This window comes from Calidifontibacillus erzurumensis (genome assembly GCF_013303125.1).
GTDB lineage: Bacteria > Bacillota > Bacilli > Bacillales > Bacillaceae_J > Calidifontibacillus > Calidifontibacillus erzurumensis.
Map to the genome: position 1 here is coordinate 1 of NZ_JABTTE010000032.1, position 25419 is coordinate 25419.

Annotated in this window: 25 protein-coding genes and 1 pseudogene; 17 read left to right on the forward strand and 9 right to left on the reverse strand. The window is 34.0% G+C overall.

The window, feature by feature from the left end; all coding sequences use genetic code 11:
- Nucleotides 1-805: AEC family transporter (locus tag HR057_RS15840; protein WP_230474497.1), on the forward strand; the 805-nt coding region annotated here is incomplete at its 5' end.
- A gap of 51 nt (nucleotides 806-856) precedes the next feature.
- On the opposite strand, the gene HR057_RS15845 is transcribed toward HR057_RS15840, so the two are convergent.
- Nucleotides 857-1135, reverse strand: coding sequence for a hypothetical protein (locus HR057_RS15845; RefSeq protein WP_329955900.1), 279 nt, complete (start codon nucleotides 1133-1135; stop codon nucleotides 857-859).
- A 298-nt stretch (nucleotides 1136-1433) separates the two neighbouring features.
- Between HR057_RS15845 and HR057_RS15850 the strand changes: the two genes are divergently transcribed.
- Nucleotides 1434-2225, forward strand: coding sequence for an enoyl-CoA hydratase/isomerase family protein (locus HR057_RS15850; RefSeq protein WP_173732416.1), 792 nt, complete (start codon nucleotides 1434-1436; stop codon nucleotides 2223-2225).
- A gap of 85 nt (nucleotides 2226-2310) precedes the next feature.
- Here the strand turns inward: HR057_RS15850 and HR057_RS15855 are convergent, their stop codons facing one another.
- Nucleotides 2311-3120 carry a DEAD/DEAH box helicase family protein gene (locus HR057_RS15855; RefSeq protein ID WP_173732417.1) on the reverse strand — a complete coding sequence of 270 codons (810 nt, stop codon included), beginning with the start codon at nucleotides 3118-3120 and terminating at the stop codon, nucleotides 2311-2313.
- A gap of 1439 nt (nucleotides 3121-4559) precedes the next feature.
- Between HR057_RS15855 and HR057_RS15860 the strand changes: the two genes are divergently transcribed.
- Together HR057_RS15860 and HR057_RS15865 are read left to right on the forward strand one after the other, a co-directional pair.
- Complete coding sequence (locus HR057_RS15860; protein ID WP_173732418.1) at nucleotides 4560-5324, forward strand: MerR family transcriptional regulator; 765 nt, start codon at nucleotides 4560-4562, stop codon at nucleotides 5322-5324.
- 107 nt (nucleotides 5325-5431) lie between these two features.
- On the forward strand, nucleotides 5432-6193 hold the full coding sequence (locus HR057_RS15865) for an SDR family NAD(P)-dependent oxidoreductase (protein ID WP_173732419.1): 762 nt from the start codon (nucleotides 5432-5434) through the stop codon (nucleotides 6191-6193).
- 81 nt (nucleotides 6194-6274) lie between these two features.
- Here the strand turns inward: HR057_RS15865 and ahpF are convergent, their stop codons facing one another.
- The gene (gene ahpF / locus HR057_RS15870; RefSeq protein ID WP_173732420.1) at nucleotides 6275-7807 is read right to left on the reverse strand and encodes an alkyl hydroperoxide reductase subunit F; all 1533 of its coding nucleotides are present in this window, start codon (nucleotides 7805-7807) and stop codon (nucleotides 6275-6277) included.
- Between the two features lie 543 nt (nucleotides 7808-8350).
- Nucleotides 8351-8914 (reverse strand): alkyl hydroperoxide reductase subunit C, encoded by a 564-nt coding sequence (ahpC, locus tag HR057_RS15875; protein ID WP_173732421.1) that lies wholly within the window; start codon nucleotides 8912-8914, stop codon nucleotides 8351-8353.
- A gap of 425 nt (nucleotides 8915-9339) precedes the next feature.
- Between ahpC and thrC the strand changes: the two genes are divergently transcribed.
- Entirely contained in the window at nucleotides 9340-10755 is a 1416-nt protein-coding gene (gene thrC, locus HR057_RS15880; protein WP_173732422.1) for a threonine synthase, read from the forward strand.
- 57 nt (nucleotides 10756-10812) lie between these two features.
- On the opposite strand, the gene HR057_RS15885 is transcribed toward thrC, so the two are convergent.
- Nucleotides 10813-10986 (reverse strand): hypothetical protein, encoded by a 174-nt coding sequence (locus tag HR057_RS15885; RefSeq protein WP_173732423.1) that lies wholly within the window; start codon nucleotides 10984-10986, stop codon nucleotides 10813-10815.
- Between the two features lie 220 nt (nucleotides 10987-11206).
- Between HR057_RS15885 and glpK the strand changes: the two genes are divergently transcribed.
- Both glpK and HR057_RS15895 read left to right on the forward strand, forming a co-directional pair.
- Nucleotides 11207-12697 carry a glycerol kinase GlpK gene (glpK, locus tag HR057_RS15890; protein WP_173732424.1) on the forward strand — a complete coding sequence of 497 codons (1491 nt, stop codon included), beginning with the start codon at nucleotides 11207-11209 and terminating at the stop codon, nucleotides 12695-12697.
- A gap of 105 nt (nucleotides 12698-12802) precedes the next feature.
- The gene (locus tag HR057_RS15895) at nucleotides 12803-14284 is read left to right on the forward strand and encodes a protein adenylyltransferase SelO (RefSeq protein WP_173732425.1); all 1482 of its coding nucleotides are present in this window, start codon (nucleotides 12803-12805) and stop codon (nucleotides 14282-14284) included.
- An 87-nt stretch (nucleotides 14285-14371) separates the two neighbouring features.
- On the opposite strand, the gene HR057_RS15900 is transcribed toward HR057_RS15895, so the two are convergent.
- Nucleotides 14372-14476 (reverse strand): YjcZ family sporulation protein, encoded by a 105-nt coding sequence (locus HR057_RS15900; protein WP_173732426.1) that lies wholly within the window; start codon nucleotides 14474-14476, stop codon nucleotides 14372-14374.
- Between the two features lie 541 nt (nucleotides 14477-15017).
- Between HR057_RS15900 and HR057_RS15905 the strand changes: the two genes are divergently transcribed.
- The 8 genes and pseudogenes from HR057_RS15905 to HR057_RS15940 all read left to right on the forward strand — a co-directional run bounded on the left by HR057_RS15905 (nucleotide 15018) and on the right by HR057_RS15940 (nucleotide 20059).
- On the forward strand, nucleotides 15018-15368 hold the full coding sequence (locus HR057_RS15905; RefSeq protein ID WP_196237969.1) for an aminotransferase yhxA: 351 nt from the start codon (nucleotides 15018-15020) through the stop codon (nucleotides 15366-15368).
- Nucleotides 15369-15441: 73 nt separating this feature from the next.
- The gene (locus HR057_RS15910) at nucleotides 15442-15858 is read left to right on the forward strand and encodes a DUF350 domain-containing protein (RefSeq protein WP_173732427.1); all 417 of its coding nucleotides are present in this window, start codon (nucleotides 15442-15444) and stop codon (nucleotides 15856-15858) included.
- 14 nt (nucleotides 15859-15872) lie between these two features.
- On the forward strand, nucleotides 15873-16331 hold the full coding sequence (locus HR057_RS15915; protein WP_173732428.1) for an RNA helicase: 459 nt from the start codon (nucleotides 15873-15875) through the stop codon (nucleotides 16329-16331).
- Nucleotides 16331-17566: a glutathionylspermidine synthase family protein gene (locus HR057_RS15920; RefSeq protein WP_173732429.1), complete on the forward strand. Its 1236-nt coding sequence runs from the start codon at nucleotides 16331-16333 to the stop codon at nucleotides 17564-17566. The genes HR057_RS15915 and HR057_RS15920 overlap by 1 nt, the downstream gene beginning before the upstream one ends.
- An 84-nt stretch (nucleotides 17567-17650) precedes the next feature.
- Nucleotides 17651-18223 (forward strand): DUF502 domain-containing protein, encoded by a 573-nt coding sequence (locus HR057_RS15925; protein WP_173732430.1) that lies wholly within the window; start codon nucleotides 17651-17653, stop codon nucleotides 18221-18223.
- 67 nt (nucleotides 18224-18290) lie between these two features.
- Nucleotides 18291-19127 carry an alpha/beta fold hydrolase gene (locus HR057_RS15930; RefSeq protein WP_173732431.1) on the forward strand — a complete coding sequence of 279 codons (837 nt, stop codon included), beginning with the start codon at nucleotides 18291-18293 and terminating at the stop codon, nucleotides 19125-19127.
- A 218-nt stretch (nucleotides 19128-19345) separates the two neighbouring features.
- Nucleotides 19346-19492 (forward strand): annotated as a pseudogene (locus HR057_RS17435) (zinc ribbon domain-containing protein); the annotation flags it as partial.
- A gap of 204 nt (nucleotides 19493-19696) precedes the next feature.
- Nucleotides 19697-20059 (forward strand): LptE family protein, encoded by a 363-nt coding sequence (locus tag HR057_RS15940; protein ID WP_173732432.1) that lies wholly within the window; start codon nucleotides 19697-19699, stop codon nucleotides 20057-20059.
- A gap of 12 nt (nucleotides 20060-20071) precedes the next feature.
- Here the strand turns inward: HR057_RS15940 and HR057_RS15945 are convergent, their stop codons facing one another.
- The 3 genes from HR057_RS15945 to HR057_RS15955 all read right to left on the reverse strand — a co-directional run bounded on the left by HR057_RS15945 (nucleotide 20072) and on the right by HR057_RS15955 (nucleotide 22983).
- On the reverse strand, nucleotides 20072-20542 hold the full coding sequence (locus HR057_RS15945) for a CinA family protein (RefSeq protein ID WP_173732433.1): 471 nt from the start codon (nucleotides 20540-20542) through the stop codon (nucleotides 20072-20074).
- Between the two features lie 179 nt (nucleotides 20543-20721).
- Nucleotides 20722-22152 (reverse strand): Na+/H+ antiporter NhaC family protein, encoded by a 1431-nt coding sequence (locus HR057_RS15950; RefSeq protein WP_173732434.1) that lies wholly within the window; start codon nucleotides 22150-22152, stop codon nucleotides 20722-20724.
- A gap of 117 nt (nucleotides 22153-22269) precedes the next feature.
- Nucleotides 22270-22983 (reverse strand): NAD-dependent protein deacylase, encoded by a 714-nt coding sequence (locus HR057_RS15955; RefSeq protein ID WP_173732435.1) that lies wholly within the window; start codon nucleotides 22981-22983, stop codon nucleotides 22270-22272.
- A gap of 622 nt (nucleotides 22984-23605) precedes the next feature.
- Here HR057_RS15955 and HR057_RS15960 point away from each other — a divergent pair.
- Both HR057_RS15960 and HR057_RS15965 read left to right on the forward strand, forming a co-directional pair.
- Nucleotides 23606-24571: an MBL fold metallo-hydrolase gene (locus tag HR057_RS15960; RefSeq protein WP_173732436.1), complete on the forward strand. Its 966-nt coding sequence runs from the start codon at nucleotides 23606-23608 to the stop codon at nucleotides 24569-24571.
- Nucleotides 24572-24651: 80 nt separating this feature from the next.
- Nucleotides 24652-25170 carry a YfiT family bacillithiol transferase gene (locus HR057_RS15965; RefSeq protein WP_173732437.1) on the forward strand — a complete coding sequence of 173 codons (519 nt, stop codon included), beginning with the start codon at nucleotides 24652-24654 and terminating at the stop codon, nucleotides 25168-25170.
- Nucleotides 25171-25419: the final 249 nt, after the last annotated feature.

Consider the following 25419-nt stretch of genomic DNA (forward strand, 5'->3'; position numbering starts at 1 on the left):
ACTTTATTTAATGTCTCCTTTTTTAACATTTAAAACATTTTACACCAATCCATTAAACATTGAATATTTTTATATATTTCTTTTTACTTTTCTACTTGCGCTTAGTTTGATAGCCATTACATATATTAGTGGAAAAATTATCAAAGCGGATAAAACACATATGGCTGCCATGCTTTTAGGATGTGTATTTCCTAACAGCGGCAATTACGGAGCACCTGTTGCTTTATTTGCATTTGGTGCAATGGCTTTTGACTATGCGGTTATTATAATGGTTATCCACGCATTTCTAATAAATTCAATCGGAATATTTATTGCGTCTTTTGGAAGTGAGAAGTCTACCACTGCAAGAGAGGCAATGCAGCGAGTGATCAGGATGCCCGTTCTTTACGGTGCATTATTGGGTGTTTTGTTTCAATTATTACATTTTAAACTTCCTCCAACAATTATGGAGGGAATTAGTTTGGTTGCATCTGCAACCATTCCGACAGTTATGTTAATTCTCGGCATGCAGTTGGCTGAGATCAAACCGCAGCTATTTGCATTACGGTATGTAAATTCAGTTACAGTAATTCGTATGGTCATTTCACCTTTGCTTGCTGCGTTATTTGTCATATTCATGCCAGTCAGTGATACTTTAAAATCCGTATACATTTTATTGGCAGCGATGCCAGTTGCTGCGAATACAACTATGCTTGCCATTCAATTTGATGTAAAGCCAAATTTAGTTTCTTTTACAACTTTCGTAACGACACTTCTCAGTTTATTAACGATTCCATTAACAATATATATATTAAATATGATGTAGAAAAACAAATAACCTTTCCCATTTTTATTAAAGTGGGAAAGGGTTTTATGATCATTTTATGCGATATAGTTTATGCCCATTTGGAAGAGGAATGAATTGTTGTTGTAAATAGTGATCTTTTTCTTTAGCTTTTATTGTTTTATGTAGTAAATAAAGTGCAGCTTCTTTTGCCATTTCTGGGGAGTTGCCATAATTGTATACAGTTAGTTCACCTTTTGTTGCAGAGGCAATGTATCGATCATCATCAATCCAAATTGTATACTTTACATTTTCTTGCTGATTCAAAAATAATTTTCGAATTTTTTTTATTAACCACAGCACCAAAATCACCTCTCTTTACCTCTTACTTTTCGACTTTTTTTCATTTGTTCCTATTTTATATTTTGCCTATATTGTGACAATTTGAAAAGGCTTTCATTTTGTTTTTTTATATATTTTTCAGAATTTTTTTAATACCACTTCATCTTTACTTCAAAATATGCTTTGGTAAGTTCCTCTTATGTGAGTAAGATATTGTGTTGTAGACAAAATTATGATTATAAGCTGTAGTAAATGCTTTTCCCGTGGTTTCTAGTCATAATTTTGATAAAATAAAGAAAAGTTATTTTTTGTTGGGGGAAGGGATAATATGAGGGTTACGATAAAAAGAACGGAAGAAGATGGAAATATTTTATTACAGGAAAGCGGCGGTTTTGCTATTGTTACGATTAATCGACCAGCACTAAAAAATGCTTTAACGAATAGAATGTGGAATGACTTAAAAGCAGTTGGTAAAAGAATTATTCAAAATCCAAAAAATAAAGTCGTTATTTTACGTGGGAAGAAAAGGCTCTTTTCTTCTGGTTCAGACTTGAAACAATTTAATCAATTAACGATTGAGGAAGCGAATGATGCTTTTAGAATCATGGAAGAAGCCATTTCCACATTTGAAAGAATTCCGTTGCCAACGATTGGCGTTATTAATGGTCCAGCCATGGGTGCTGGTTTTCAACTTGCATTAGCATGTGATATTCGAATTGGAACCCCAAATACTTTGATGGGCTTTCCAGTTGGAAGATTAGGAATCACGATAAATCAATCTTTTGCGAAAAGAATGATCGATTTAATTGGAAAAAGCAGAACGATGGATCTGGTTTATACAGGGAGGATATTAAAACCACAAGAATGCTATAATTTGGGGCTTGTCAATTATTTGTTAGATGATGAAACAGATGTAAACCGATATGCGATACGGTTAGGTAAAAAAATAATGGAACAATCTCCTGCATCTTTATTAGCTGTAAAAAAAGCAGTTTCCTTCAATCACCCGACTGTTACGATCCCATGGGAGACTGGGCTTCAATCAAGTGTAGATCCAGTTGATTTTCCAGAAGGAGTCCGCGCTTTTATTGAAAAAAGAAAGCCGAATTTTAAAAAATAAATATAGTAGGGCACTTTTAAAATTCGTGGTTGTCAAGGTTTGTGAACATCTTGGACAACTACGAAGATTGAGGTGCCCTTTTTTGTTAATGATCGATATTAATATTTGTTAAGCGAATATGGATTGCATACATTTCGATTTCAAAATAAGAAAGCAGCGCTTCATTAATAGCTTTTTGAATTTCTTTTAAACATTCAATGATATTTTGATCGAGCGTACAATTTAAATCAATTTCGACCGTAACACTTTGAAAAGTGGTGAAATCGTAGTCGATAATTTTAACGTTCTGAACGTTTTTCATTTTTTTACATATGTGTTGAATATAATCTCGATACACATCCTCGTGAATTGTAATTGTTCCTGTTGTGAAACGAGGTTGGATAATTGTTTGTTCGCCAATATATTTTGCTTGTTTAGAAAAAAGCTTTTTTCCAGCTTGGATGATTTTTTTTAATTTCGTAGTTTCTACTTGTGTATATGGGATTGGAATGACATGTTTTCCTTGAGTGTTGCGCATATAACGTGCCATATTTATTTCTTTATTCGAACGGATTTCTGTAATATCAATATATTTATCAATCTTTCCTAAATTTAGCCTTTCGGCAATCATGTTTACCATTTTAACAGATGTTCCAACGATTAAAAGTTTGGTAATCGCAGTCATTTGTATCACATTCATCACTTCTTTGCGATGATCTTCATAAAAAAAAGTAGCCCTTTTGACTGCTTTTATTGAATTTTTTTCATATTTGGCAGAAGTTCCTGCAATTTTCCGTCCGTTTACAACTAAAATTCCATCATCAATAATAGCAGGTATATTATGTTCATGGCAGTATTGAAGAACGCTAGTACTTTTTCCGGTGCCGCTCTTTCCGACTAATGCATATATTTCCAAAAAAATCCCCCTTTTTGATTAGCTGTTATGACCATTATAAAAAAATAAAGCGGATTAACATAGTTAAAAGGAAGAGTATTATCGAAATTTTTTCAACTTTAAAAGAGTAGGGAGACTATCTTTCAATACTAAAAGCAATAAATCGACGGCTTTCAAATTTTTGTGAACTCATAAATTAGAAGTTTTTTAAAAGTTATAAAATCATTGGTCCAACACATTTAAAATACATGTTCCAGTATCAAAAATGAATTTGTCAAAAGTAATTTGTTTAACTGACATAGATATGTTAGCTCATTATTATAAGATTTATCTGGAAAATATGTGATTTAATGGTACTATTTAGGGAGTATTCATTTATCCTATTGAAATTTTGATTTAAGTAAAGGTTTTACATAGAAGCAACTAAATTATGTAATATATTTATAAGCGATGGTAAATACACTTTTGGAATGGGTTATATGAAGAATGTCTTAACAACTTATGAATAAATCAAGGGGGCTTTTATTGGATTGTGAGGTGATTTTTTTGTTAGAAATTAGAAATTTGAATCAAATTATTTTTTATATTTTTGCTTATTTTTTGCGCTGAACTTTTATATCGGTTGATAAAAAAGTGGAAAGATCACAGACCAATATTTTATGTGATTCTAGGATTATTAGCTATAGTTTGAACATTCTTAATAGAAAATAGTTTCTCATTTTTTGGGACCATTACTTTAGCTGCATTTATTTCATAAATTTAATAAGAGCATATAAAAAGGATTTATGAAAAAATATCCAGGATAGATAATTGAACATAGAATTGAATCGTATTTCTAATTTCAATGATTTCTGTCGCTGCCTTGAAAAAAGTAAAAAAAGACTTTTTTTATGTCATGTACTCTTTTTATCTGTTTATCTATATCCCAAACTTACTTTTTATCTATATCCCAAACTTACTTTTTATCTATATCCCAAACTTACTTTTCAATGCTATATAGTTGTTTCTTAATGAATCGAAAAAATGAATTAATAAAAAATACGAATACTAGAAAAAGGTAATTGAATACAAGAACATCTCCTAAATGAAAAGTACTTAACATTTCATCCAATAATCCATTTTCAATTCCACATTTTCCATACATCTTCAAAAAATGTTTAATTCTTATCCTTCCAATAAATTATTCAAACGTTCAAACAAAAAATATGTTATCTGAAAACAAAGGAAACAATAGCATTATTGCTAAGAATAGTTGATATTTTGTATCCATAAAAGAAAGGTTATAATCAATCGACTAAAGATAGAATTCCTATTCAATAACAATGCTGTTCGTTTTAAATGTGCTTTTTGTCATCGAAATATGAAAAGTGCTTGGTTGTGCATTTTTAGATTTTGGGCATATAATCTGTTGACTTTGACGTTGCGTTAAGGTGTATTGTTAATCCCAAGGAGGTGTTTTGATGGAATATACAGTTCAAAAATTGGCTGCTTTAGCTGGTATTAGTACTAGAACTTTAAGGTATTATGATGAAATTGGTCTTCTTAAGCCAGCACGAATAAATTCATCAGGATACAGAATTTATGGTAAAGAAGAAGTGGATAAGCTCCAGCAAATATTATTTTATCGAGAATTAGGTATATCTTTAGAAAACATTCGAGCAATTTTAACGGATCCTGCTTTTGATAGTATAAAAGCGTTAAGAGAGCATCATAAAAATCTTGTTGAAAGACGAAATCAATTAGATCAATTAATTGCCAATGTTGAAAAAACTATTGCTACTAAGGAAGGGAGAATGACGATGAGCGATAAAGAAAAATTTGAAGGATTTAAGAGGAGAATGTTAGATGAGAATGAGCAAAAGTACGGTAAAGAAATTCGTGAAAAATATGGTGAAGATGCCGTTAAAAAGTCTAATGAAAAATGGATGAACATGACGAAAGAACAATATGAAGCTGTAACAGGATTGGAAAATAGTTTTAAGGAAGTATTGGCAGAAGCTTATCAAACTGGCGACCCGGCAAGCGAATTAGCCCAGAAAGCTGCGGATTTGCATAAACAATGGTTAACATATTTTTGGACAGAATACAGTAAGGAAGCACATGCTGGTCTAGTACAAATGTACGTTGATGATGAACGTTTTACCTCCTACTATGATAAGGAACAACCTGGTACAGCTGCTTTTTTAAGAGATGCTGTTCTTATCTACACCGGGATGAAAAAGTAAATAAATATCGCGGAATATGTCCAAATAAAATACACTAATTTCCAAAGGTTTGATAGAATGGTGCCAGTAATAGTTTTTCCATAAAAGAAAAATAAAGGGTGTTCTTGATGGATTTACAATTAACAGGAAAAAATGTTCTTATAACTGGTGGCTCAAAGGGAATTGGTAAAGCGATCGCTAACGTTTTTCTTACTGAAGGAGCAAATGTTACGATTGCCGCACGGAATATCGATTTTTTAAATAAGGCAAAAGAGGAGCTTAGAGGTGAGGTAGATATCATCCAAGCTGATATTTTAAAAGCTGAAGAACGTGAAAAACTAATAACCACATTTGTTAAAGATTATGGTACAATTGATATCCTTGTTAATAATGCTGGTGGAAGCAATGGGGGCCGCGCTTTAGAAACAGAGCTCGAATTATTTTATGAAGCAATGGAGTTCAATTACTTTTCAGCGGTCCACTTAAGCAAATTAGCTGTCGAACATATGAAAAAAAGTGGGGGAGGGGCAATTGTAAATATTACGTCAATTTATGGTCGAGAAAGCGGGGGAAAGATTACTTACAATAATTCAAAAGCAGCCCTCATTAGCTTTACAAAAGCACTAGCTAATGAAGTAATCCGTTATGGAATTCGAGTCAATAGTGTTGCTCCAGGGAGCATTCTACACGAAACAGGAAATTGGAAAAAACGTTTAGAAGAAGACCCTGAGAAAATAAATGCTTTTGTACAAAATGAAATACCAGCCGGACGGTTTGGAACGGCAGAAGAGGTTGCCAATGTCGTTGCGTTTCTCGCATCAGAAAAAGCATCTTGGATCGTTGGAGCAAGTATAAATGTTGATGGCGGCCAATCAAGAATGAATTTTTAGGATATGAAGAATTTAATCTGTAAAAAGAAAATCGGGGCCTTCGTCCAAATGTGGGCGAAAGCTCCGATTTTTAAATTATCATTAATTTCTTATTAAATAATCGAAAGCGCTGAGAGCTGCAGTAGCACCAGAACCCATTGAAATAATAATTTGTTTATAAGGGCTATCTGTGCAGTCACCGGCTGCAAATACTCCAGGAATGTTTGTGGCACCGCGTTTATCTATCATAATCTCACCGATACGGTTTCGTTCAACAGTTCCTTCAAGCCATTCTGTATTTGGAACAAGACCAATTTGAACGAATACGCCTGCTAGTTCAATATGTTTTTCTTCACCAGTTTCACGGTCAATATAAGTAATTCCATTTACTTTGTCAGTACCAGTAATTTCTTTTGTTTGTGCATTTTTTATAACTGTTACATTCGGTAAACTGTACAAACGCTCTTGAAGTACAGTATCAGCTTTTAACTCAGGCATAAATTCAAGAACAGTGACATGGTTAACAATTCCTGCTAAATCAATGGCAGCTTCAACGCCAGAGTTTCCTCCTCCGATGACGGCAACGTCTTTTCCTGCAAATAATGGTCCATCGCAATGCGGGCAGTAGGCAACTCCTTTTGTTTTAAATTCTGATTCTCCTGGAACACCAATATTGCGCCAACGAGCACCAGTAGAGAGGATGACCGTTTTGCTCTTTAATACTGCACCACTTTCTAGTTCGACTTCAATAAAATCATCTTTCTTTTCCAAACGTTTCGCACGTTGCAAATTCATGATATCAACATTATATTCTTTAACATGTTCTTCAAGACTTGCAGCAAGCTTTGGTCCTTCTGTGTATTTTACACCAATGAAGTTTTCAATACCTAATGTATCAAGAATTTGGCCACCAAAGCGTTCTGCCACAATACCAGTTCGGATCCCTTTACGTGCAGCATAAATAGCAGCACTTGCACCAGCTGGTCCGCCACCAACAACGAGCACATCAAACGGTTCTTTATTAGCTAATTCTGAAATATCTTGTTCAATGCCCATCTTAGCTATGATTTCCTCAAGGGACATACGACCGCCGCCAAATGGTTCACCATTTAAGAACACTGTTGGTACGGCCATTACATTTCTCTTTTCAGCTTCCTCTTTGTAAACAGCACCATCTATCATTGTATGTGTAATTCCAGGGTTTAGGACACTCATAACGTTTAATGCTTGCACAACATCAGGACAATTGTGGCAAGATAGGCTGACAAATGTTTCGAAATGGTATTCGCCTTTGATGTTTTTAATTTGATCGATGACTTTTTGGTCTACTTTAGGAGGTCTGCCACTAGCTTGAAGAAGTGCTAATACCAACGAAGTAAATTCATGGCCTAGGGGAACTCCAGCAAATGTAATGCCTAAATCTTCCCCGGGACGGTTTATACTAAAGCTAGGTGTTCTATTTAATTGCACTTTTTCTACTTTAATTTTTGGAGACATCGATGCTAATTCTTCTACTAAAGCTAGTGTGTCACGAGAGGTTTCATCAGTACCTGCACTTACTTTAATGACAATATCACCTTCCATTAATTGAAGGTATTGGGCTAATTGGGCTTTAATATCTGCATCTAAAATCATATAAAAACACTCCTTTGGTAAATTTTCTAATTTTTACAAAGAGATATAGTGAATAATTTGAAATTTCTGTATTCTAATTAGATAACCTTGTAACTTGATATATTAGTTCAATGACTTATTATTTCCTCCTTGATGTGAAAAAACTAAATAAAAATTATAATCATAATTAATAATTATTTGTTATTTATAATAATTTTAAATACATATTAATTATTATCTATTATTTAATTATTGTCAATAATAAATTGTAATATTATTGTAAACTTTTTTGTCAAATAGACTTATTTACATTGGGAGTGTTTATGAATACATATTAATTGAGAAATTAAATTAATAAATGAAAATATTAAATTAAAATTTTGAAATATAGAGAAAGGTGTAACTTTTTGACTTTTGTTAGTTTGTTTAAGGAGCTCACAGAGTACTAAAAAAACTTATACAAAACAACCTAATCAAAGAGGGGAAAGTTTAAAGATGTATAAAAAACACCCCAGTTTAAAAAAACCGGAGTGTTTGTTTCGATTGATCTTCGGTATTTACTGATTAAATTTTACCAACAAGATCTAAGCTTGGTTTTAATGTTTTAGCGCCTTCTTCCCATTTTGCAGGGCAAACTTCGCCTGGATTATTGCGAACGTATTGAGCAGCTTTTAATTTTTTAACAACATTTGATGCGTCACGGCCGATGCCACCTGCGTTAATTTCAACTGCTTGAACAACGCCATCTGGATCAATAATGAATGTACCGCGATCTGCAAGTCCTTCTTCTTCAATTAGTACATCAAACATACGGCAAAGTTGGTGAGAAGGGTCACCGATCATAATGTATTCAATTTTCTTAATTGTTTCAGATGTATCATGCCATGCTTTATGAGTGAAGTGTGTATCTGTTGAAACTGAGTAAACTTCAGCACCTAGTTCTTTTAAAGTAGCATAGTTGTTTTGAAGGTCTTCTAACTCTGTAGGACAAACGAAAGTAAAGTCTGCTGGATAGAAGCAAACAACGCTCCATTTTCCTTTAAAATTTTGTTCTGTTACTTCGATGAATTCTCCATTGTGGAATGCTTGAGCTTTGAATGGTTGAACTTGTTTACCAATCATTGACATAATAAAACTCCTCCTATTTGTTAATTATTTTAATATGTAGTTTTAGACAAAAGTCTAAAACTTAAAATAACCAAGTAATAATTTTTTTATTCAAATTATTGCTTGTTATTTATAATAATTATAATTCGATATTTATTATTATATATTTTTTATCTTTTGTCAATATGAATGCCTGCTTTTTCCTAAAAAAATTTATATACTTTTTGAAATAATAGTAGTTGTTGTTATATAAATCATTTTTTTACCTATATTAATATTTTCAATTACTTTTTCTATTTCTCAATAAAAGATTATTTGTTAATAAAAAGGTGAATAAAAGGGAGGGGAAATTTTAAAAAATTGTCAAATTGTTTCGAAATCCATATTGACTTGCAGCTCATTCTGGGTAACCATAATATATATAATTTTTACCCTGGAGGATCTTTATGAAATATATAAGTACACGTGGTAATGTAAATGGAATAGGATTCATTGATACAGTTTTAATGGGATTAGCAACGGATGGGGGACTATTAGTTCCAGAAAAAATTCCGCAAATTTCGCTAGAAAAACTTGAAGCAATGTCCCGTATGTCATATCAGGAAATTGCATTTGAGATTATTTCTTCTTATGTAGACGGAGAAATTTCCGAACAGGATTTAAAGGATTTAATCGAAAGAAGCTATAGTACATTCCGTCACACTGATATCACACCTGTGCAAAAAGTAAAAGACAATTTATATGTGCTCGAATTATTCCACGGGCCTACCTTTGCATTTAAAGATGTTGCGCTGCAATTTTTAGGAAATCTTTATTCCTACATAGCTAAAAAAACAGGCGTAACAATTAATATTTTAGGTGCTACTTCTGGAGATACAGGGGCATCAGCTATTGAAGGGGTACGAGGAAAAGAAGGAATTCGCATTTGTATCTTGCATCCGCACGGGAAAGTAAGCAAAGTGCAAGAATTGCAAATGACAACTGTCAATGACCCAACTGTATTAAATTTAGCTATTAAAGGAACTTTTGATGACGGTCAGCGAATCATAAAAGAAATTTTTGCTGACTTGGAATTTAAAAATAAGTATCATTTACGTGCAATAAATTCAATTAACTTCGCACGAATTTTAGCTCAAATCGTTTATTATTTTTATGCTTATTTCCAAGTGAAAAAAGAAAATGACAAGATTGAATATGTTAACTTCAGTGTACCAACAGGAAACTTTGGTGATATTTTCGCAGGTTATATGGCTAAACGAATGGGGCTTCCTGTAGGAAAATTAATTGTTGCAACGAATGAAAACAATATTTTAGAGCGGTTTATCAAAGATGGCGTTTATGAACCTGGTGAGTTCCGTAGCACTTACAGTCCATCGATGGATATTCAAGTTGCAAGCAACTTTGAACGATACTTATACTACTTGCTTGATGAAAATTCTAGCGAAGTTCAATCACTAATGAATCAATTTAAAACGACTGGAAAAATTGAGGTTAGTAAAGAGCAGCTTCGTCTAGTACAAGAAGATTTCTCTGCTTATGGTGTGAAAAATGATGAATGCTTGCAAACAATCAGAAAATATTTTGCCGATACAAACTATTTATTAGATCCGCATACATCTTGTGGTGTCACAGCATTTGAAAAATGCAGCCCACAAGAAGATATTTGTGTGACTTTGGCAACTGCCCATCCTGCTAAATTTAATGAGGCTATCGAGCTTTGTCAGATTGAACAGACATTCCCTGAAGAAATTCAACAGTTGTTTGATAAACCTCAATATTTGGAAGTGATTGAAGCTGATAAAGACGAAATTGCCCGTAGATTAGAGAGACATTTTACTTCTGCGGAAGTTAATTCAAAATAAAACAAAAAAATTTATAAGAGAAGCCGCAATTCTTGCGGTTTCTCTTTACCGATTTCCTCAATTTCTTCCACCAGGAATTACTGCAAAACGTAATCGTCTCTTTAACAAATACTTTTTCCTTATATAAAATACAATCGTAAGCCATACAGGTGTTGTGATAAAAAGAGACCAAAACAAAAAGAACATTACTAGGAAAATTGATTCTGATACGATGACTAATAAATTTATCATCATTACAACCCCTTGCTCTAGTTTTGCAGCTCCAACGATGATGATTCTTACTTCTATTATACCTACGTGATAGAAAAGATACACTACTTTCTGAAAATTCGGTAAAATAATAGTAAGATATTTTGATATTTGAATAAGTAGGTTGCTCCCATTTTTATATAGTTAAATATATCGTTAACAAACAATGTTTCGAGAGTGGCTGGAAGGGAGAGTTAAGAATATGGAAACTTTTATTTTAGCTTTAGACCAAGGAACAACAAGCTCACGGGCAATTTTGTTTAATAAAAGAGGAGAAATTGTACATATTGCTCAAAAAGAGTTTACGCAACATTTTCCTAAAGCCGGTTGGGTGGAACATAATGCCAATGAAATTTGGGGATCTATTTTATCGGTGATTGCGGAAGTTTTAACCGAATCGAGTACAAAACCTGATCAAATTTCCGGTATCGGTATAACGAACCAACGAGAAACAACGGTTGTTTGGGACCGTGAAACAGGCGAACCTATTTATAATGCAATCGTTTGGCAGTCACGTCAATCGAATGACATATGTGAAAAACTAAAAGAAAAAGGATATAATGACTTATTTCGGAGAAAAACAGGATTGCTTATTGATCCTTATTTTTCAGGAACAAAAGTTAAATGGATATTGGATCACGTAAAAGGAGCCAGGGAAAAAGCGGAGCAGGGGAAGTTATTATTTGGAACTATTGATACGTGGCTCATTTGGAAGCTGTCGGGAGGTAAGGTACATGTAACGGACTATTCCAATGCATCAAGAACGTTAATGTTCAATATTCATGAACTAATATGGGATGATGAGCTTTTAGACATTTTGGGGGTACCAAAATGTATGCTGCCTGAAGTCCGTCCTTCATCGGAAATTTATACAAAAACTTGTGATGTCCATTTCTTTGGGAAAGAAGTACCGATTGCGGGAATAGCTGGTGATCAACAGGCTGCATTATTCGGCCAAGCATGTTTTAGTGAAGGAATGGCGAAAAATACATATGGTACAGGTTGCTTTATGTTGATGAACACAGGTGAAAAAGCTGTTTCATCAAAAAATGGATTATTAACGACAATAGCTTGGGGTATTGGCGGCAAGGTCACCTATGCGCTTGAAGGAAGCATTTTTGTAGCAGGATCAGCCATTCAATGGCTTCGCGACGGTCTTCGTCTCATTAAAGAAGCTAAAGATAGTGAGTTTTATGCAATGAAAGTGTCTTCTACAGATGGTGTATATGTTGTTCCAGCATTTGTTGGTCTTGGAACACCTTATTGGGATAGTGATGTCCGAGGAGCTGTTTTTGGTGTCACGCGGGGCACAACTAAAGAGCATTTTATTCGGGCAACACTTGAATCATTGGCTTACCAGACGAAAGATGTATTATCAGCAATGGAAGCTGATTCTGGAATACAATTAAAAACTTTAAGAGTTGATGGCGGGGCTGTAAAAAATAATTTTTTAATGGATTTCCAAAGTGACCTTCTAAATGTGCCGGTGGAAAGGCCGTCAATTAATGAAACTACAGCATTAGGAGCCGCTTATTTGGCAGGGCTTGCGGTAGGATTTTGGGATAGTCAGGAAGAAATTTCGAAGCAATGGGTAATTGACAGAAAATTTGTTCCTACGATGAGTGATAAACAACGTGATGATTTATATAACGGATGGAAAAAAGCTGTTTATGCGGCAATGGCATTTAAATAATACCTATTTTTTCTTTTTGAATGTATAGTGAAAGCGGGGGTTAAAGTAATAATGGATATATAGTTTTTTTTATAATTTGTAAAGGAGCTCGAATGAACAATTATTATGAATAATTATATTTTACAAAAAAATATGGGTTGGAATTTTGACAATAGTTATGCACGTTTACCGAAATCCTTATTTACAAGAATGAATCCAACTCCTGTCCGTTCGCCAAAATTGGTCATTTTTAATTCTTCTCTGGCAGCATCTCTTGGGTTAAATGGGGAATGTTTGCAAAGTGAAGAAGGAGTTGAAATATTAGGTGGTAATAAATTACCTGAAGGTTCTGAACCTATTGCTCAAGCTTATGCCGGTCATCAATTTGGTTATTTTACGATGTTAGGTGATGGCAGGGCAATTCTTCTAGGCGAACAGATAACACCAGAAGGAGAACGCTTTGATATACAGTTAAAAGGTTCGGGGAGAACTCCCTATTCCCGAAATGGTGATGGAAGGGCTGCCCTTGGACCGATGTTGCGTGAATATATAATTAGTGAAGCGATGCATGCACTTGGAATTCCTACAACACGAAGTCTTGCGGTTGTAACAACCGGCGAACCGGTGTATCGGGAAAAGGTATTGCAAGGAGCCATATTAACACGTGTCGCAAAAAGCCATATTCGTGTTGGTACTTTTCAATATGTGAGGGTATGGAGAACTTTGGATGAACTTAGGAAGTTGGCGGATTATGCAATTGATCGCCATTACCCGGAAGTAAACGGTGAAAATCCTTCTACCCGGTATGTAGCTTTTCTTAAAGAAGTGGTGAAAAGCCAAGCAGCACTGATTGCCAAATGGCAGCTCGTCGGATTTATTCACGGTGTTATGAATACAGACAATATGGCAATTAGTGGTGAAACAATTGATTATGGCCCGTGCGCATTTATGGATCGATATGATCCGGCAACGGTTTTCAGTTCGATTGATCATTATGGGCGTTATGCTTATCAAAATCAACCGTATATTGGAGCATGGAATCTTGCACGGTTCGCAGAAACATTATTGCCGCTTTTAGCGGAAGATGAAAAAATTGCAGTTACAATAGCACAAGATGTTGTTTCTAAATTCCACGATTTTTATAACGAATACTGGCTTTCGGGAATGCGTGCAAAACTAGGGTTGTTCAATCAAGAAGAGGAAGATGAAAAGTTAATAAAGGACCTTCTATCGTTAATGGAAAAGCATCAAGCTGATTTTACAAATACTTTCCTAGCTTTAACATTTCAGAAATTAGAAGGAAGCCCTGTCTTTTGTACAGAGGAGTTTCGTGAATGGCTGAAACGGTGGCAGTCTCGATTATTAAAACAACCGGAACCGATCGATTTGGCGTATGAAAGGATGAGGGCTAACAATCCTGCACTAATTCCCCGCAACCATCGTGTTGAGGAGGTACTTAAATTAGCTGTCGGTCAAGGTGAATTTCGCAAAATGGAACAGTTTTTAAATGCACTATCAAAACCATATGCTCATTCGCACGATCAAGTTGATTACTCATTACCGCCACCTCCTTCAAATGAACGGTACGTTACTTATTGTGGAACTTAAACACAAATAATCACCGTTCCCACGTTTTTGTGGGAAACGGTGAAAATCGAAAGTGTTTTTATTTTTTTCTAAGATGTCATAGAAATATTAATTTCGAACGAAAGCTGTACCGACAATGATTAATAAAATGAAAAGCACTACAATTAATGCGAAGTTGTTACCATAACCATATCCGTATCCACCAAAACCCATACTGATCACCTCCTTTCAAGTCGAAAGGGCAATGAATTTTTTTGTTATGTCGTTAAAGTCACCAGCGAAAAATATTGTCATCAAGGGCAATTCTGAAGGCAAATCAAATTCCAAAAAATCATACCCAAAACAACTATGAATTGCCGGAGAAATAATATGTTTGGGTACTCCCGCAATGAAACCTCTATAAATGTACCTACCATTTGTTTAATTTTTACCGCTTTTCACATACCTCTATGGTGCATCTGATTTGTTATTTCATTTGATAACTTTTTCCATCAATCTTGTTATTGATTTAAATTTATAATAAGTTATGTATGTTTTTTAAATGTTGTATAGACAAAATTTGATAGGAATTTATATCATTTCTTTTTTGTTAAAAACATGTAGTAATTTAATAAAAAATTCACGATATTAAAATGAACGGTTCTCTTTGGTAAAAGAACTCATTGTGTTATTTTGTAAAAGAAAGCAAAATGAAACTTTCCAATCGCATTTACGTATTAAATAACAAACTAAGAAATAAAAAGGGGGGATATTTATGGACAAAACAAAAAAAGTTATGGCTGGTATCTCATCAACTGTTCTAATGTTGGGGCTTGTTGGCTGTGGTTCCGAACTGGAAACAGCTCCACTGCCGGAAGATTCATATTGTACGGAATGGGAGTGGGATTACGATGATGGTGTATGGGAATGCGATGATTTTGATTCGCATTATTACGGTCATTCTTATTATGGGGGCCGTTATTTTAAGACGAAATCAGATTTATATAAAAGCAAAGATTATATGGCTTACAAAAACAGTTCGTCATTTCTTGGCAGTTCTGTCACCGACAGTTCAATCAAAAAGAGTTCAGGTTTTGGAAGTGGTGTAAAAAGCTTCGGAGGTTAAGTAGCAATATCACCTATAGCGATATGTCTTTTAGACATTTTTTTGATTTTTTAAATTTAGGTATATGTAAAAAATGGAAGGAAGGATTGAAGTGAACTTATATATAAATTTTGCTGCTTATTTAGGTTTGGCGTTGCTTCTTTTAGCAATTGGAATTATATTGTTTATTTACAGTACGCCAAAATTAAAAGAATTTAACCTAATTGCTGAAAAAAATGGTACAGCGGCACTATCTCTTGGAGGGAAAATTATTGGTTTAGCACTTGTACTTGGTGCTGCTCTTGAATATTCAGTTTCCCTTATTGATATGGCAATATGGGGAGCTATCGGCATCATAGCACAAATTATCGTGTTTCTTTTAGCGGAAATTGTGACAATCCGTTTTAGCATCCACAAAGCCATAGAAGAGGATAATAGGGCGGTAGGGATTATGCTGTTTTCATTATCAATTGCGATTGGCTGGATTGTCGCTAAATCTTTATCGTACTAAAAAGTGGTGGTTGAATGAAAAAGTTAACCTATTACATTGATCTTGGGAATGGACATTATGAACCGTTTTATGAATATCATTCATCAACGGTGGGGCTGGATGAATTGTATGCCCGCCAGCTTTGTACATATTTTATTATGAAAGGCCGACAATATGAATTGATTGCCAACGAAATGAACGGCGATGAAGATATTCTTGTTATCCAAGATCGGGGAAAAAATCCTCATGTGTTAGGAGAAAGAATATATCGTGGTCAAGGTTTACATATTGAGATTCGCAGGTTTAGAGAACAAGAAAATTTCAAATTACTTGCTGTAATTCCATGTCAGAGCCACTTTGAAATCATTCGTTATTTATTAAAGGATATTGTCTCTGTTCCAGGACTAGGGCAAATGGAAGTCACTTCAACTGAAATTGACGAAGACCGGGCTGTCTATGTTCTTTACGTAAAGGAAATTGGGGAGATTGAATAGTGGATAGAAAAACTTATATTCTTGAACGAGAACGATTTTACACGAAGATCGATCATTTCTGGGCCGATCTTTACGGGGAAGAATATGCCCTCTATGATATTGCTTTGATAGATGAAATGGAGCTTGAAAAAATCCGTTTGGCTAGCGCAAGAATTGGAGCAATCTTTTTTAAAACAGCAAAACTGTTGAGAAAAGTGCCGGATGCAACATTACTAGAGATGGGGTTTCCTAAGGAAACCCTATCCTTTATTCGCTTAAAAACGCTTCCTGTTGAGTCAGTGATCTCTAGGCTTGATCTTATCAAAACTGAAAATGGGTATAAATGTATTGAAATTAATGCGGATACACCGACGTTTATAAAAGAACTTTATGCTATAAACGATATCGTCTGCAAGGAATTCAAGGTAAAAAACCCAAATGCTCATATGGAGCAACAGTTATGTCAAGCGATTCGAAAGAGTATTGATCAAAGTACCAAATGGCTTGGAATATCACATCCTTCAGTTGTTTTTACGGCACATGATGATCATATTGAAGACAGGGAAACCGTTCATTATTTACGAAATTTGTCTTCTCTAGATGCCCCTTTTGTTCCGTTAAATCAATTGCAAATCGAAAAAGGGGTCGGATTATTTGATAATAACGATATGAAAATTGATATTTTGTACCGGCAAACGTTTCCGATTGAAAATTTGATTTTAGACGAAGACGATCACGGAAATAAAATAGGTTTATGGCTGTTGGAATTAGTCAGCGATAGGAAACTAGCAATCATCAATCCGCCATCTGCATTTTTACTGCAAAACAAAGCGGTTCAGGCAGTCATTTGGGGATTGCATGCTGAATCTAGTTTATTTTTTACAGATGAAGAACATGATTGGATTGAAAAATATTTTCTTCCGACTTATTTGGAGCCTGATTTTTTTATAAAAAATGGATTCGTGTATGTTAAAAAGCCATCCTTTGGCAGGGAAGGAGATACAGTTGAAATTTTTTCACCAGATGGAATTGTTCAATATAGTGATGCTCAAAAATCATATACGAATTATATCCCTGTTTATCAACAATACATTAAACATCCAACTATTCGCTTTCAAAGTGAAAAAGGAGAGCAAGAAGGAAATCTTCTTGTCGGCAGTTTTCTAATTAATGGACAACCATCAGCAATTGGCTTCCGTGTAGGTGGTATGATTACAAATAATTTATCATATTACTTGCCAATTGCTCTCAAATAAGTAAAAAACATTTATATTTATTTAATGAAAAAATTAAGGAGTTCTTTAAGATTAGGATTTTTTAATTGTTTATGGAGGGAAAAGATGAAGCAATTGTTGAAAAATTTTATCAATGGATTGTTAACGATTGTCCCAATTATTCTTGTTATTTATGTAGTTATTAAAATATTTACATTTCTAGATAGCATTTTAGGAAACCTTTTAAAACCATATTTAAAGGAAGATTATATACCAGGAATCGGTATTTTGCTGACAGTTGCCATCATTACATTTCTCGGATGGCTTTCCACACAATATTTTAGTGGGAAAATTATTCAAATTATTGATCGTTTCTTAGAAAAAATTCCTTTAGTGAAAACCTTATATTCTGTTATAAAAGATACATTTCATTCTTTGCTTGGAGAAAAAAGGGCTTTTTCGAAAGTTGCTCTTGTTGAAATACCGAATACAGGGATGAAAAGTATCGGTTTTATTACTTCAGAAGAAATTGAAAATTTAGCTGATCCTTTGAAAGACCATATAGCAGTTTACGTACCACAAAGTTTTCAAGTTGCAGGATTTACTTTTCTTATTCCGAAAGAGCAGGTAACAATACTTGATGTGAAGCCTGAAGACGCAATGAAGTTTGTACTTTCTGGAGGTATTACTTCAAAATAGGACGATTATTACATTCTCTACAATGTGTACAAACTATAGCTAACGTCCTTAGCAGGAGTTGGAATAAATGGTATTGCATCAAAAACATATTAGGCTTGAAAATGTGAATGTCTATTGCGAATATTCGATCACAAAAAAGCCCCCTCTTTTGTTAATACATGGGGTGGCAGCAACAACTTATACATTTCATGCGCTTATGCCTTTGTTAGAAGATCATTTTTCCATTGTTGCATTAGACTTGCCTGGATTTGGAAAAAGTGAAAAACCTTCATCTTTTAAATATTCCTATGAAAATTATGCCCGTATTATTGCTGGATGCATCAAATATTTTCAATTAAAAAATGTCAATATCGTTGGCCACTCGATGGGCGGACAAGTGGCATTATATACTGCAAAAATGATTCCTGAAAAAATTCATTCATTAATATTGCTTGCCAGTTCCGGGTATTTAAAAAGAACGAATCGTGCTTTTATTTATTGTACATATCTCCCATTTTTTAATTATTATGTTAAAAAGCAAGTTTATAAAAAAGAAGTTCGAGAAGTGTTGAAAAATGTTTTTTATAATCATTCGCTGATTACGGACGATCATATAAGAGAATTTGAAAGACCTTTGCAAGAAAAAGGTTTTTATACCGCCCTTAAGAGGCTTGTGCGCTATCGTGAAGGAGATTTAACAAGCGATGAGCTTCACAACATTCAAATTCCAACATTATTGCTTTGGGGAAAGGAAGATAGGGTTGTTCCTGTTCATGTAGGAGAAAGGTTGGCAAAAGACTTGCCAAATGGAAAGTTAATCATTTTAGAAAAAACTGGCCATTTATTGACTGAAGAACGGCCGAAAGAAATATTTCATCATATTTTTGAGTATGTCTATAATGTACCATTCGGTAGAAAGGAATAAAAATAATAGCCTAAATAGATATCATTTAGCTATTATATGATATTTAATTGCTAATAATATGATAGTAATCAATATTTTTCAAAAGGATTTTATGAATGAACAGAATTTTATTGGAATACTATGAGGAAGCTGTGGAACGGTCAAAACAATTGTCTTAAATGATATAAATCAATATTTAGAAACAAGAGAAACACTCCCAACATTAACAACTAAAGTACAGAGCTGAAGAAAAAGGCATAGAAGTCGTCAAGATTTCAGAAGAATACACATCGCAAACATGTGCAGTTTGCAAGCCATATCCATCGAAGGAATTTGCTCATCAATCCAATCGAAAACATCGAGGATTAGATGTATGTAAAGATTGACATAAAGGACTCAATGCTGATGTCAATGGAGCCATCAATATAGCTAAAAAGTATCTGAAAGAGATAGAGGATCTATCTCTTTCAGTAGTGGTGTTGGACACGCCAACAGTGTATATTTTCAAAGGAGATCAGTTCGTTGCGTAGAACCGGAAGCTTGTCAGTTTAATGACGAGTAGTTCACTGGATTTGTACGGATAGTTACATTTGCCATTTTCAACAAACGAGCCTTTACTTAGGAATCAATGGAAACAAAACCTTGAAGCAATAATTGCTGGAGTTGACCTTCCTGAACCGATCATGAAAGATGCAATTCTTGAAGATCTAGAATTATCGTATAAATCAATTGGGCTCCATTTACTATTTCTTTATAAATTACGAAAAATTACCGAAGCCCATTATTGGGAACGGATTCGTGAAGAATTAAGCGATCGAATACATGACCGTTTAAAAAGTGGAATAGAGATTCCTAGAAGTACTTGTAAAAACTGCGGCAAAATTTTGCCTCCAACAATTAAATTTTCACTTTGTGATGAATGCTATTTTGATTATATTTTTGAAAAAGTATAAAGCTGGAATTGATCAAATAATCAATTCCAGCAATTTTGTTAAAACAAAATCGACGCTCTCCTTTCTAACCTCATTACGTGATTTGTTTAAGAAATATTGGGTATAAGTATAGCACGTTTGATTTACTTTGATTCCAAAACAAACCATTCCAACCGGTTTTTCTTTCGTTCCACCTGAAGGGCCAGCAATGCCGGAAATACCAATGCCGATTTCAGCATCAGCAACTTTTGAAACGCCACAAGCCATCTCTTTAGCAACTTGTTCGCTAACCGCTCCGTATTTTTCTAATGATTCCCGTTTTACACCTAGAAATTTCATTTTTGCTTCATTTGAATACGTTACGAAGCTAGAGTTTAATACTTTCGAAGCATTTGGAACGTTTACAATTCTCGCTGATGCTAACCCTCCAGTGCATGACTCAGCAAAAGCGATGTGATATCCCTTCTGAATTAAGTAATCAACAACCTTTTCTTCAATAACCATTTTATTATCTTAAGGGTTGCCCAGAAAGTCATGGCAAATCAACATTTAATCAATAATTTTTGTGTTGTTAGACTTTTCGGATAGCCCTTACTTCTCCTTTCCTGTATTTGCTTGTTTATTTCTTTTCCAAACTTACTTAATACCTAACAATTTGACTTTTCTATTAAAAGGCAGAAATTTTAATTACTTAGTACAAATAAACCGCACAAAATATATAATCCAAAACTAATTGCAGCACCGATTGCTGCTATCTTTAATTTATACCTTGCATATTCGACTAAATCCATATCTATTATGGAAGCTGTAGTAATCGTCGTATCGCCAAGTGGTGAAGCCAATGCACCAAATGCACCGCTTGCAAAAACAGCACCAATCGTTAAAGGAATTGAAGCATCTGTAGCTTGCGCTAATGAAATTCCTAGTGGCATAAATAATCCCCAAGTTCCCCATGAAGAACCGATGAAATACCCGACAAGCGATCCTATAATAAAAATGATTGCTGGAACTAAAAAAGCTGGTAATACAGCTCCTAATGATGAACTGACAAAAGCTGAAAAACCTAAATCCTCTGCAGCCATTGTTAAAGCCCAAACTAAAATAAGTAAACTGATCGCTTGCATCATTTGATTTCCTCCATCGTAAAAATGATAGAGGATTTCATTTAATGGCTGCTTCCGAAAAATATAAAAAATCAACGTAAAAAATAGAGTGATAAAAACGGCAAGGAGCATGACGAAAGTCGCGTCTGCCTTAGAAAATGCAGAAAATATCGTTTTGGCTCCAGCATCAATACCATCTTTCCATAGGAGAACTAGGGTAAAGGAAATAAGCAAAAAGACCGGAATAATCATGTGCCAGGGCTGTGCTTTAACAAATGATAATTCTATTTTAATGCCGATACGATGTAGTTCATGTTCTTCATTTTCATGATCATCTTTGTTTTTGCTTGTTTTGTCTGTCTTTTTCAATGGTGGCCAAAACGTTTGTAATATACCGATTATTAACATAATGATGGCAAAAAAGTTAAATAAAAAACTTTGTAAAAACAAGTTATATGGGGTGATATTTAAATCCAATCCTCTCGTTGCGCCCTCTACGAGCGAAGCCATAAATCCGACAAAAGCGGTTGCAACCGGCAATAGAACAATGATCGATTCAGTGGATATGTCCAATGTCATTCCTACTTTTTGCTTTGACAAATTCATTTTTTGAATGAATGATTTAATAATCGGACCGATCATCATTATCCGAAACATTGGCATCATGAACGTAAATGGCAACGTAAGCCAAATAAGACTGAGTAAACCTCGTTCAGTCTTAACTTTTTGACCAACCCATTGTGAAAAACCTTTGATGCCGCCAGCAATATTCATCATTCCAATCAGACCACCAAATAAATATAAAAAGCTAATAATTTTCACATTTGTTTCATCAGATAAAGTCGTTATCATATAATGAATGGATTGTCTTATTCCAGAAAACAAATCATTGGTAACAAAGAAAGAACTTACTAAAAGACCTATTACAAGTCCTGGCAAAATATCTTTTAACCAAATAGCCATTACAATCACAATTATGAATGGCAACAAAGAAACCGCTGTATGTTCCAACTTGCTTCCCCCTAATCCGATTGCATGTAAAAAATCATTATTGTAGTATTCCCAAACGATAAATCGGATTATTACAAATTGAAAATGGGGAAGTTATGTAAATAATATTTTGAAATTTTATTTATTAAAACTGTTATCAATTTCTTGTAATAATTCACCTATTTTTTTATCGTTTTTGACAAGGTCTGCATAGTGATCCATCGGTGTTTTATCATGATTTACTATAATCAATTTTGCACCATTTTCTTTTGCAATAAGTGGAAATTGATTAGCTGGCGTCACTGTTAGGGAAGAACCTAAGACTATAAATAAATCTGCCCGTTCTGTTTCTTGTAATGCAAATTGAAATGCATCTTGAGGTAAAGCCTCACCAAATAATACAACAGAAGGGCGAAGGATGCCTCCGCAATCGCATTTATATTCCTTTTGTAAATATCGTTTGCTATCTTCTTCTTTTCCACAGCGTTGACAATGAAGTTTTCGCAATGTTCCATGCAGCTCGGCAACACGTTTAGAACCCGCTAGCTGATGAAAACCGTCTACATTTTGAGTTATGATTGATTGAATAATTCCTCTATTTTCCCAATCTGCTAATATGAAATGTCCTTTATGAGGTTTGTATTCATTAACACCTAGTACCCGTTGTCGATAAAACTCAATAAATTCATGAACATTATTATTTAACGCTTCCGTACTAGCAAGGCGGCTTGGATCTTTTTGTTTCCAAAGCCCTTTTGAAGAACGGAAATCAGGAAGTCCGCTTTCTGTAGACATACCGGCCCCTGTGAAAACTACAGTATATTTAGCTTCTTTTAACCATTCATTGATCATGATTACTTTCCCCCTGTATTTAGTTGAATTAACTCCTCGAAACCTTTGAATCTTTACCTTCAGAACATTTTCATTAATTATTACTCTAGAGATTTAACACATGTTGCACCTTTCTAGAAAATTTCTTAGATTAGGATTCGCTTCCCTTCATAAACATGAAAAATATTGAACTAAAAAGACCACAAAAAAAATTTGAATCATCGAATTCCAAAAAAGTAATCTGGAGCCTATCAAAGGATAAAATAAATTTTACAAGGAATACTTTTTATGCAGTATTTTCCGATTTCTATAAATAAAAAAATCTTTCCAAATATACTACTATAGGAGAATAGATAACTTTTTCTACCTCCCTTAATTTTATAATGACTGCTCGTACTTCAATTATATTCTATCAAAAAGGACTGAAAAAATATTTGCATTTTACAGTAAATATGTAAATAAACATTAGTTATACTTCTTGTATTTTACTAAGGGGTTAGCCTGTAAAGAAAAAGCTGTCCAGAAAATGCTGAAACAAACTTCCCGGTCGCCAGAATGGGCAAAAAAATCATAATTTTGATAAAATATATTTATCAATATTTTAAACATTTAGTATGGAATTTGACCTTAAGGAAGTGTTTGAATGGAGCCAATTGTTTATGGAAATATAAAAATATTTCCTGTTAATTTACAAGTTCATCATAATTTAAAAAGTTTTAATTGTTATTTGGTTGAAAAAGAAAATTCTTTATATTTAATTGATGCCGGAATAGACAGTGAAGATTATTGGAGTTTGTTTGTGAAGACTCTGAAATCAAATGGTTTTAGTCTTAAAGATTTAACGGCTATTCTAATTACTCATCATCATTTCGATCATGTTGGCCTCGTGAATCGCATAACTGAATTGGAACTGATCCCAGTGTATGCCCATGAAAAAGCAATTCCTCGTTTAAAGCGTGACCCTGAATTTTTAAGGAAGAGAGTCGCTTTTTTTGAACAACTTTATCGGGAAATGGGCTGTGGAGAGGCAGGGGAGGCTCAAGTCAAAAAATTGGAGCATGCGATTTTTAATAATAAACATTTGGAAATAAAAGCTGATATTTTACCATTTAAGGTTAATAAGTTTCCATTTACTGTACTAGAAGTCCCTGGCCATTCACCTGATCAGGTTGCCTTTTATGATTCTGAAAATAAAATTCTGTTTGGTGGAGACTTGCTTATAAAGCATATTTCAAGCAATGCATTAGTTGAACCTGATGAAAATGGTGACCGTATCCTTTCTCTACTACAACATATAGAGTCGTTTCAAAAATGTAGATCGCTTTCTATCGATTATGTTTTCTCCGGTCATGGAAAAATCATTGAACAGCCAATACGTTTAATAGAAAAAAGACTGGAAAATATTGATGTAAAAGCTGAGAAAATTCTCGCACTTATCAAACAGGGGGTTCAAACTGCAAGCGAAATTGCAAAAGCGTATTATCAAAAAAAGTATGAATCACAGTTTTCGTTAGTAATGTCTGAGATTATCGGGCATTTAGATTATTTGGAAGCAAAAAAACAAGTGAAAAAAAAGAAAATAGAAGGGGTATGGTATTATTTTGTATGATAAAATAAAACGTAATCGCTTATTCTTATTTAACAAATCAAATTACAAGGAATTTTATCAAATGGAAAGGAGATTGAATAATGGACGTTAGATACCCAATTGGAAAATTTTCGTTTGATGGGGTAGTAACGAGGGAAATACTTGATGATTGGATTCGTGATATGGAACAATTGCCTAGCTTGCTTTTTGAAGCATTGGAAGATTTAAATGAGGAGCAGATGAATACACCATATCGAGAAGGTGGATGGACGATCCGTCAAGTTGTTCATCATTTGGCGGACACAGCTATTAATTACTATGCCCGTATTAAGCTTGCTCTTACCGATGAAAAGCCAGTAATTGTACCTTTTGATGAAAGTAAGTGGGCAGAGTTGCCAGATAACCAGTTACCTGTAGAAGTTTCTTTGACACTTCTTAAAACAATACATACACGCTTTTGTAACTTATTACGAAATTTAACCGATGCTGACTTTGAAAAAATTTATGTACATCCTCAAACAGGTGAATCAAATGTAGGATTGACTATTGGCATATATGCTTGGCATGGAAAGCATCATTTAGCACAAATAACTACATTTCGTGAACGAAAAGGTTGGTAATATATTAATATTTTCATGGAGGCTGTCAAGCCCTTAATTCATGAACGGGTGATGCCTTGTTATAAGTCGAAAAAATAGAACACTATTAACATTTAGTTATCTGAAGATCATTTTGTTCAAATCCGTTTAATGTAAGTGGGGTTTCATTATTTAAGGAACCTCTTTTTTATTTTTTAGGTAAAAAAATATAGTGAACGAAGAAAGAAGCTTTGAGTTTTAGATTCTTCTGACTAAAAAGGTAAATTAAAT

Coding starts and splice junctions, on each gene's coding strand:
- HR057_RS15925 (WP_173732430.1), top strand. CDS start 17,651: ATGAAGCAATTGTTGAAAAATTTTATCAATGGATTGTTAACGATTGTC.
- ahpC (WP_173732421.1), bottom strand. CDS start 8,914: ATGTCAATGATTGGTAAACAAGTTCAACCATTCAAAGCTCAAGCATTC.
- HR057_RS15865 (WP_173732419.1), top strand. CDS start 5,432: ATGGATTTACAATTAACAGGAAAAAATGTTCTTATAACTGGTGGCTCA.
- HR057_RS15885 (WP_173732423.1), bottom strand. CDS start 10,986: ATGATAAATTTATTAGTCATCGTATCAGAATCAATTTTCCTAGTAATG.
- HR057_RS15905 (WP_196237969.1), top strand. CDS start 15,018: ATGGACAAAACAAAAAAAGTTATGGCTGGTATCTCATCAACTGTTCTA.
- HR057_RS15960 (WP_173732436.1), top strand. CDS start 23,606: ATGGAGCCAATTGTTTATGGAAATATAAAAATATTTCCTGTTAATTTA.
- HR057_RS15955 (WP_173732435.1), bottom strand. CDS start 22,983: ATGATCAATGAATGGTTAAAAGAAGCTAAATATACTGTAGTTTTCACA.
- HR057_RS15915 (WP_173732428.1), top strand. CDS start 15,873: ATGAAAAAGTTAACCTATTACATTGATCTTGGGAATGGACATTATGAA.
- HR057_RS15910 (WP_173732427.1), top strand. CDS start 15,442: ATGGAAGGAAGGATTGAAGTGAACTTATATATAAATTTTGCTGCTTAT.
- HR057_RS15900 (WP_173732426.1), bottom strand. CDS start 14,476: ATGGGTTTTGGTGGATACGGATATGGTTATGGTAACAACTTCGCATTA.
- HR057_RS15930 (WP_173732431.1), top strand. CDS start 18,291: ATGGTATTGCATCAAAAACATATTAGGCTTGAAAATGTGAATGTCTAT.
- thrC (WP_173732422.1), top strand. CDS start 9,340: ATGAAATATATAAGTACACGTGGTAATGTAAATGGAATAGGATTCATT.
- HR057_RS15860 (WP_173732418.1), top strand. CDS start 4,560: ATGGAATATACAGTTCAAAAATTGGCTGCTTTAGCTGGTATTAGTACT.
- HR057_RS15965 (WP_173732437.1), top strand. CDS start 24,652: ATGGACGTTAGATACCCAATTGGAAAATTTTCGTTTGATGGGGTAGTA.
- ahpF (WP_173732420.1), bottom strand. CDS start 7,807: ATGATTTTAGATGCAGATATTAAAGCCCAATTAGCCCAATACCTTCAA.
- HR057_RS15850 (WP_173732416.1), top strand. CDS start 1,434: ATGAGGGTTACGATAAAAAGAACGGAAGAAGATGGAAATATTTTATTA.
- HR057_RS15895 (WP_173732425.1), top strand. CDS start 12,803: ATGAATAATTATATTTTACAAAAAAATATGGGTTGGAATTTTGACAAT.
- glpK (WP_173732424.1), top strand. CDS start 11,207: ATGGAAACTTTTATTTTAGCTTTAGACCAAGGAACAACAAGCTCACGG.
- HR057_RS15945 (WP_173732433.1), bottom strand. CDS start 20,542: ATGGTTATTGAAGAAAAGGTTGTTGATTACTTAATTCAGAAGGGATAT.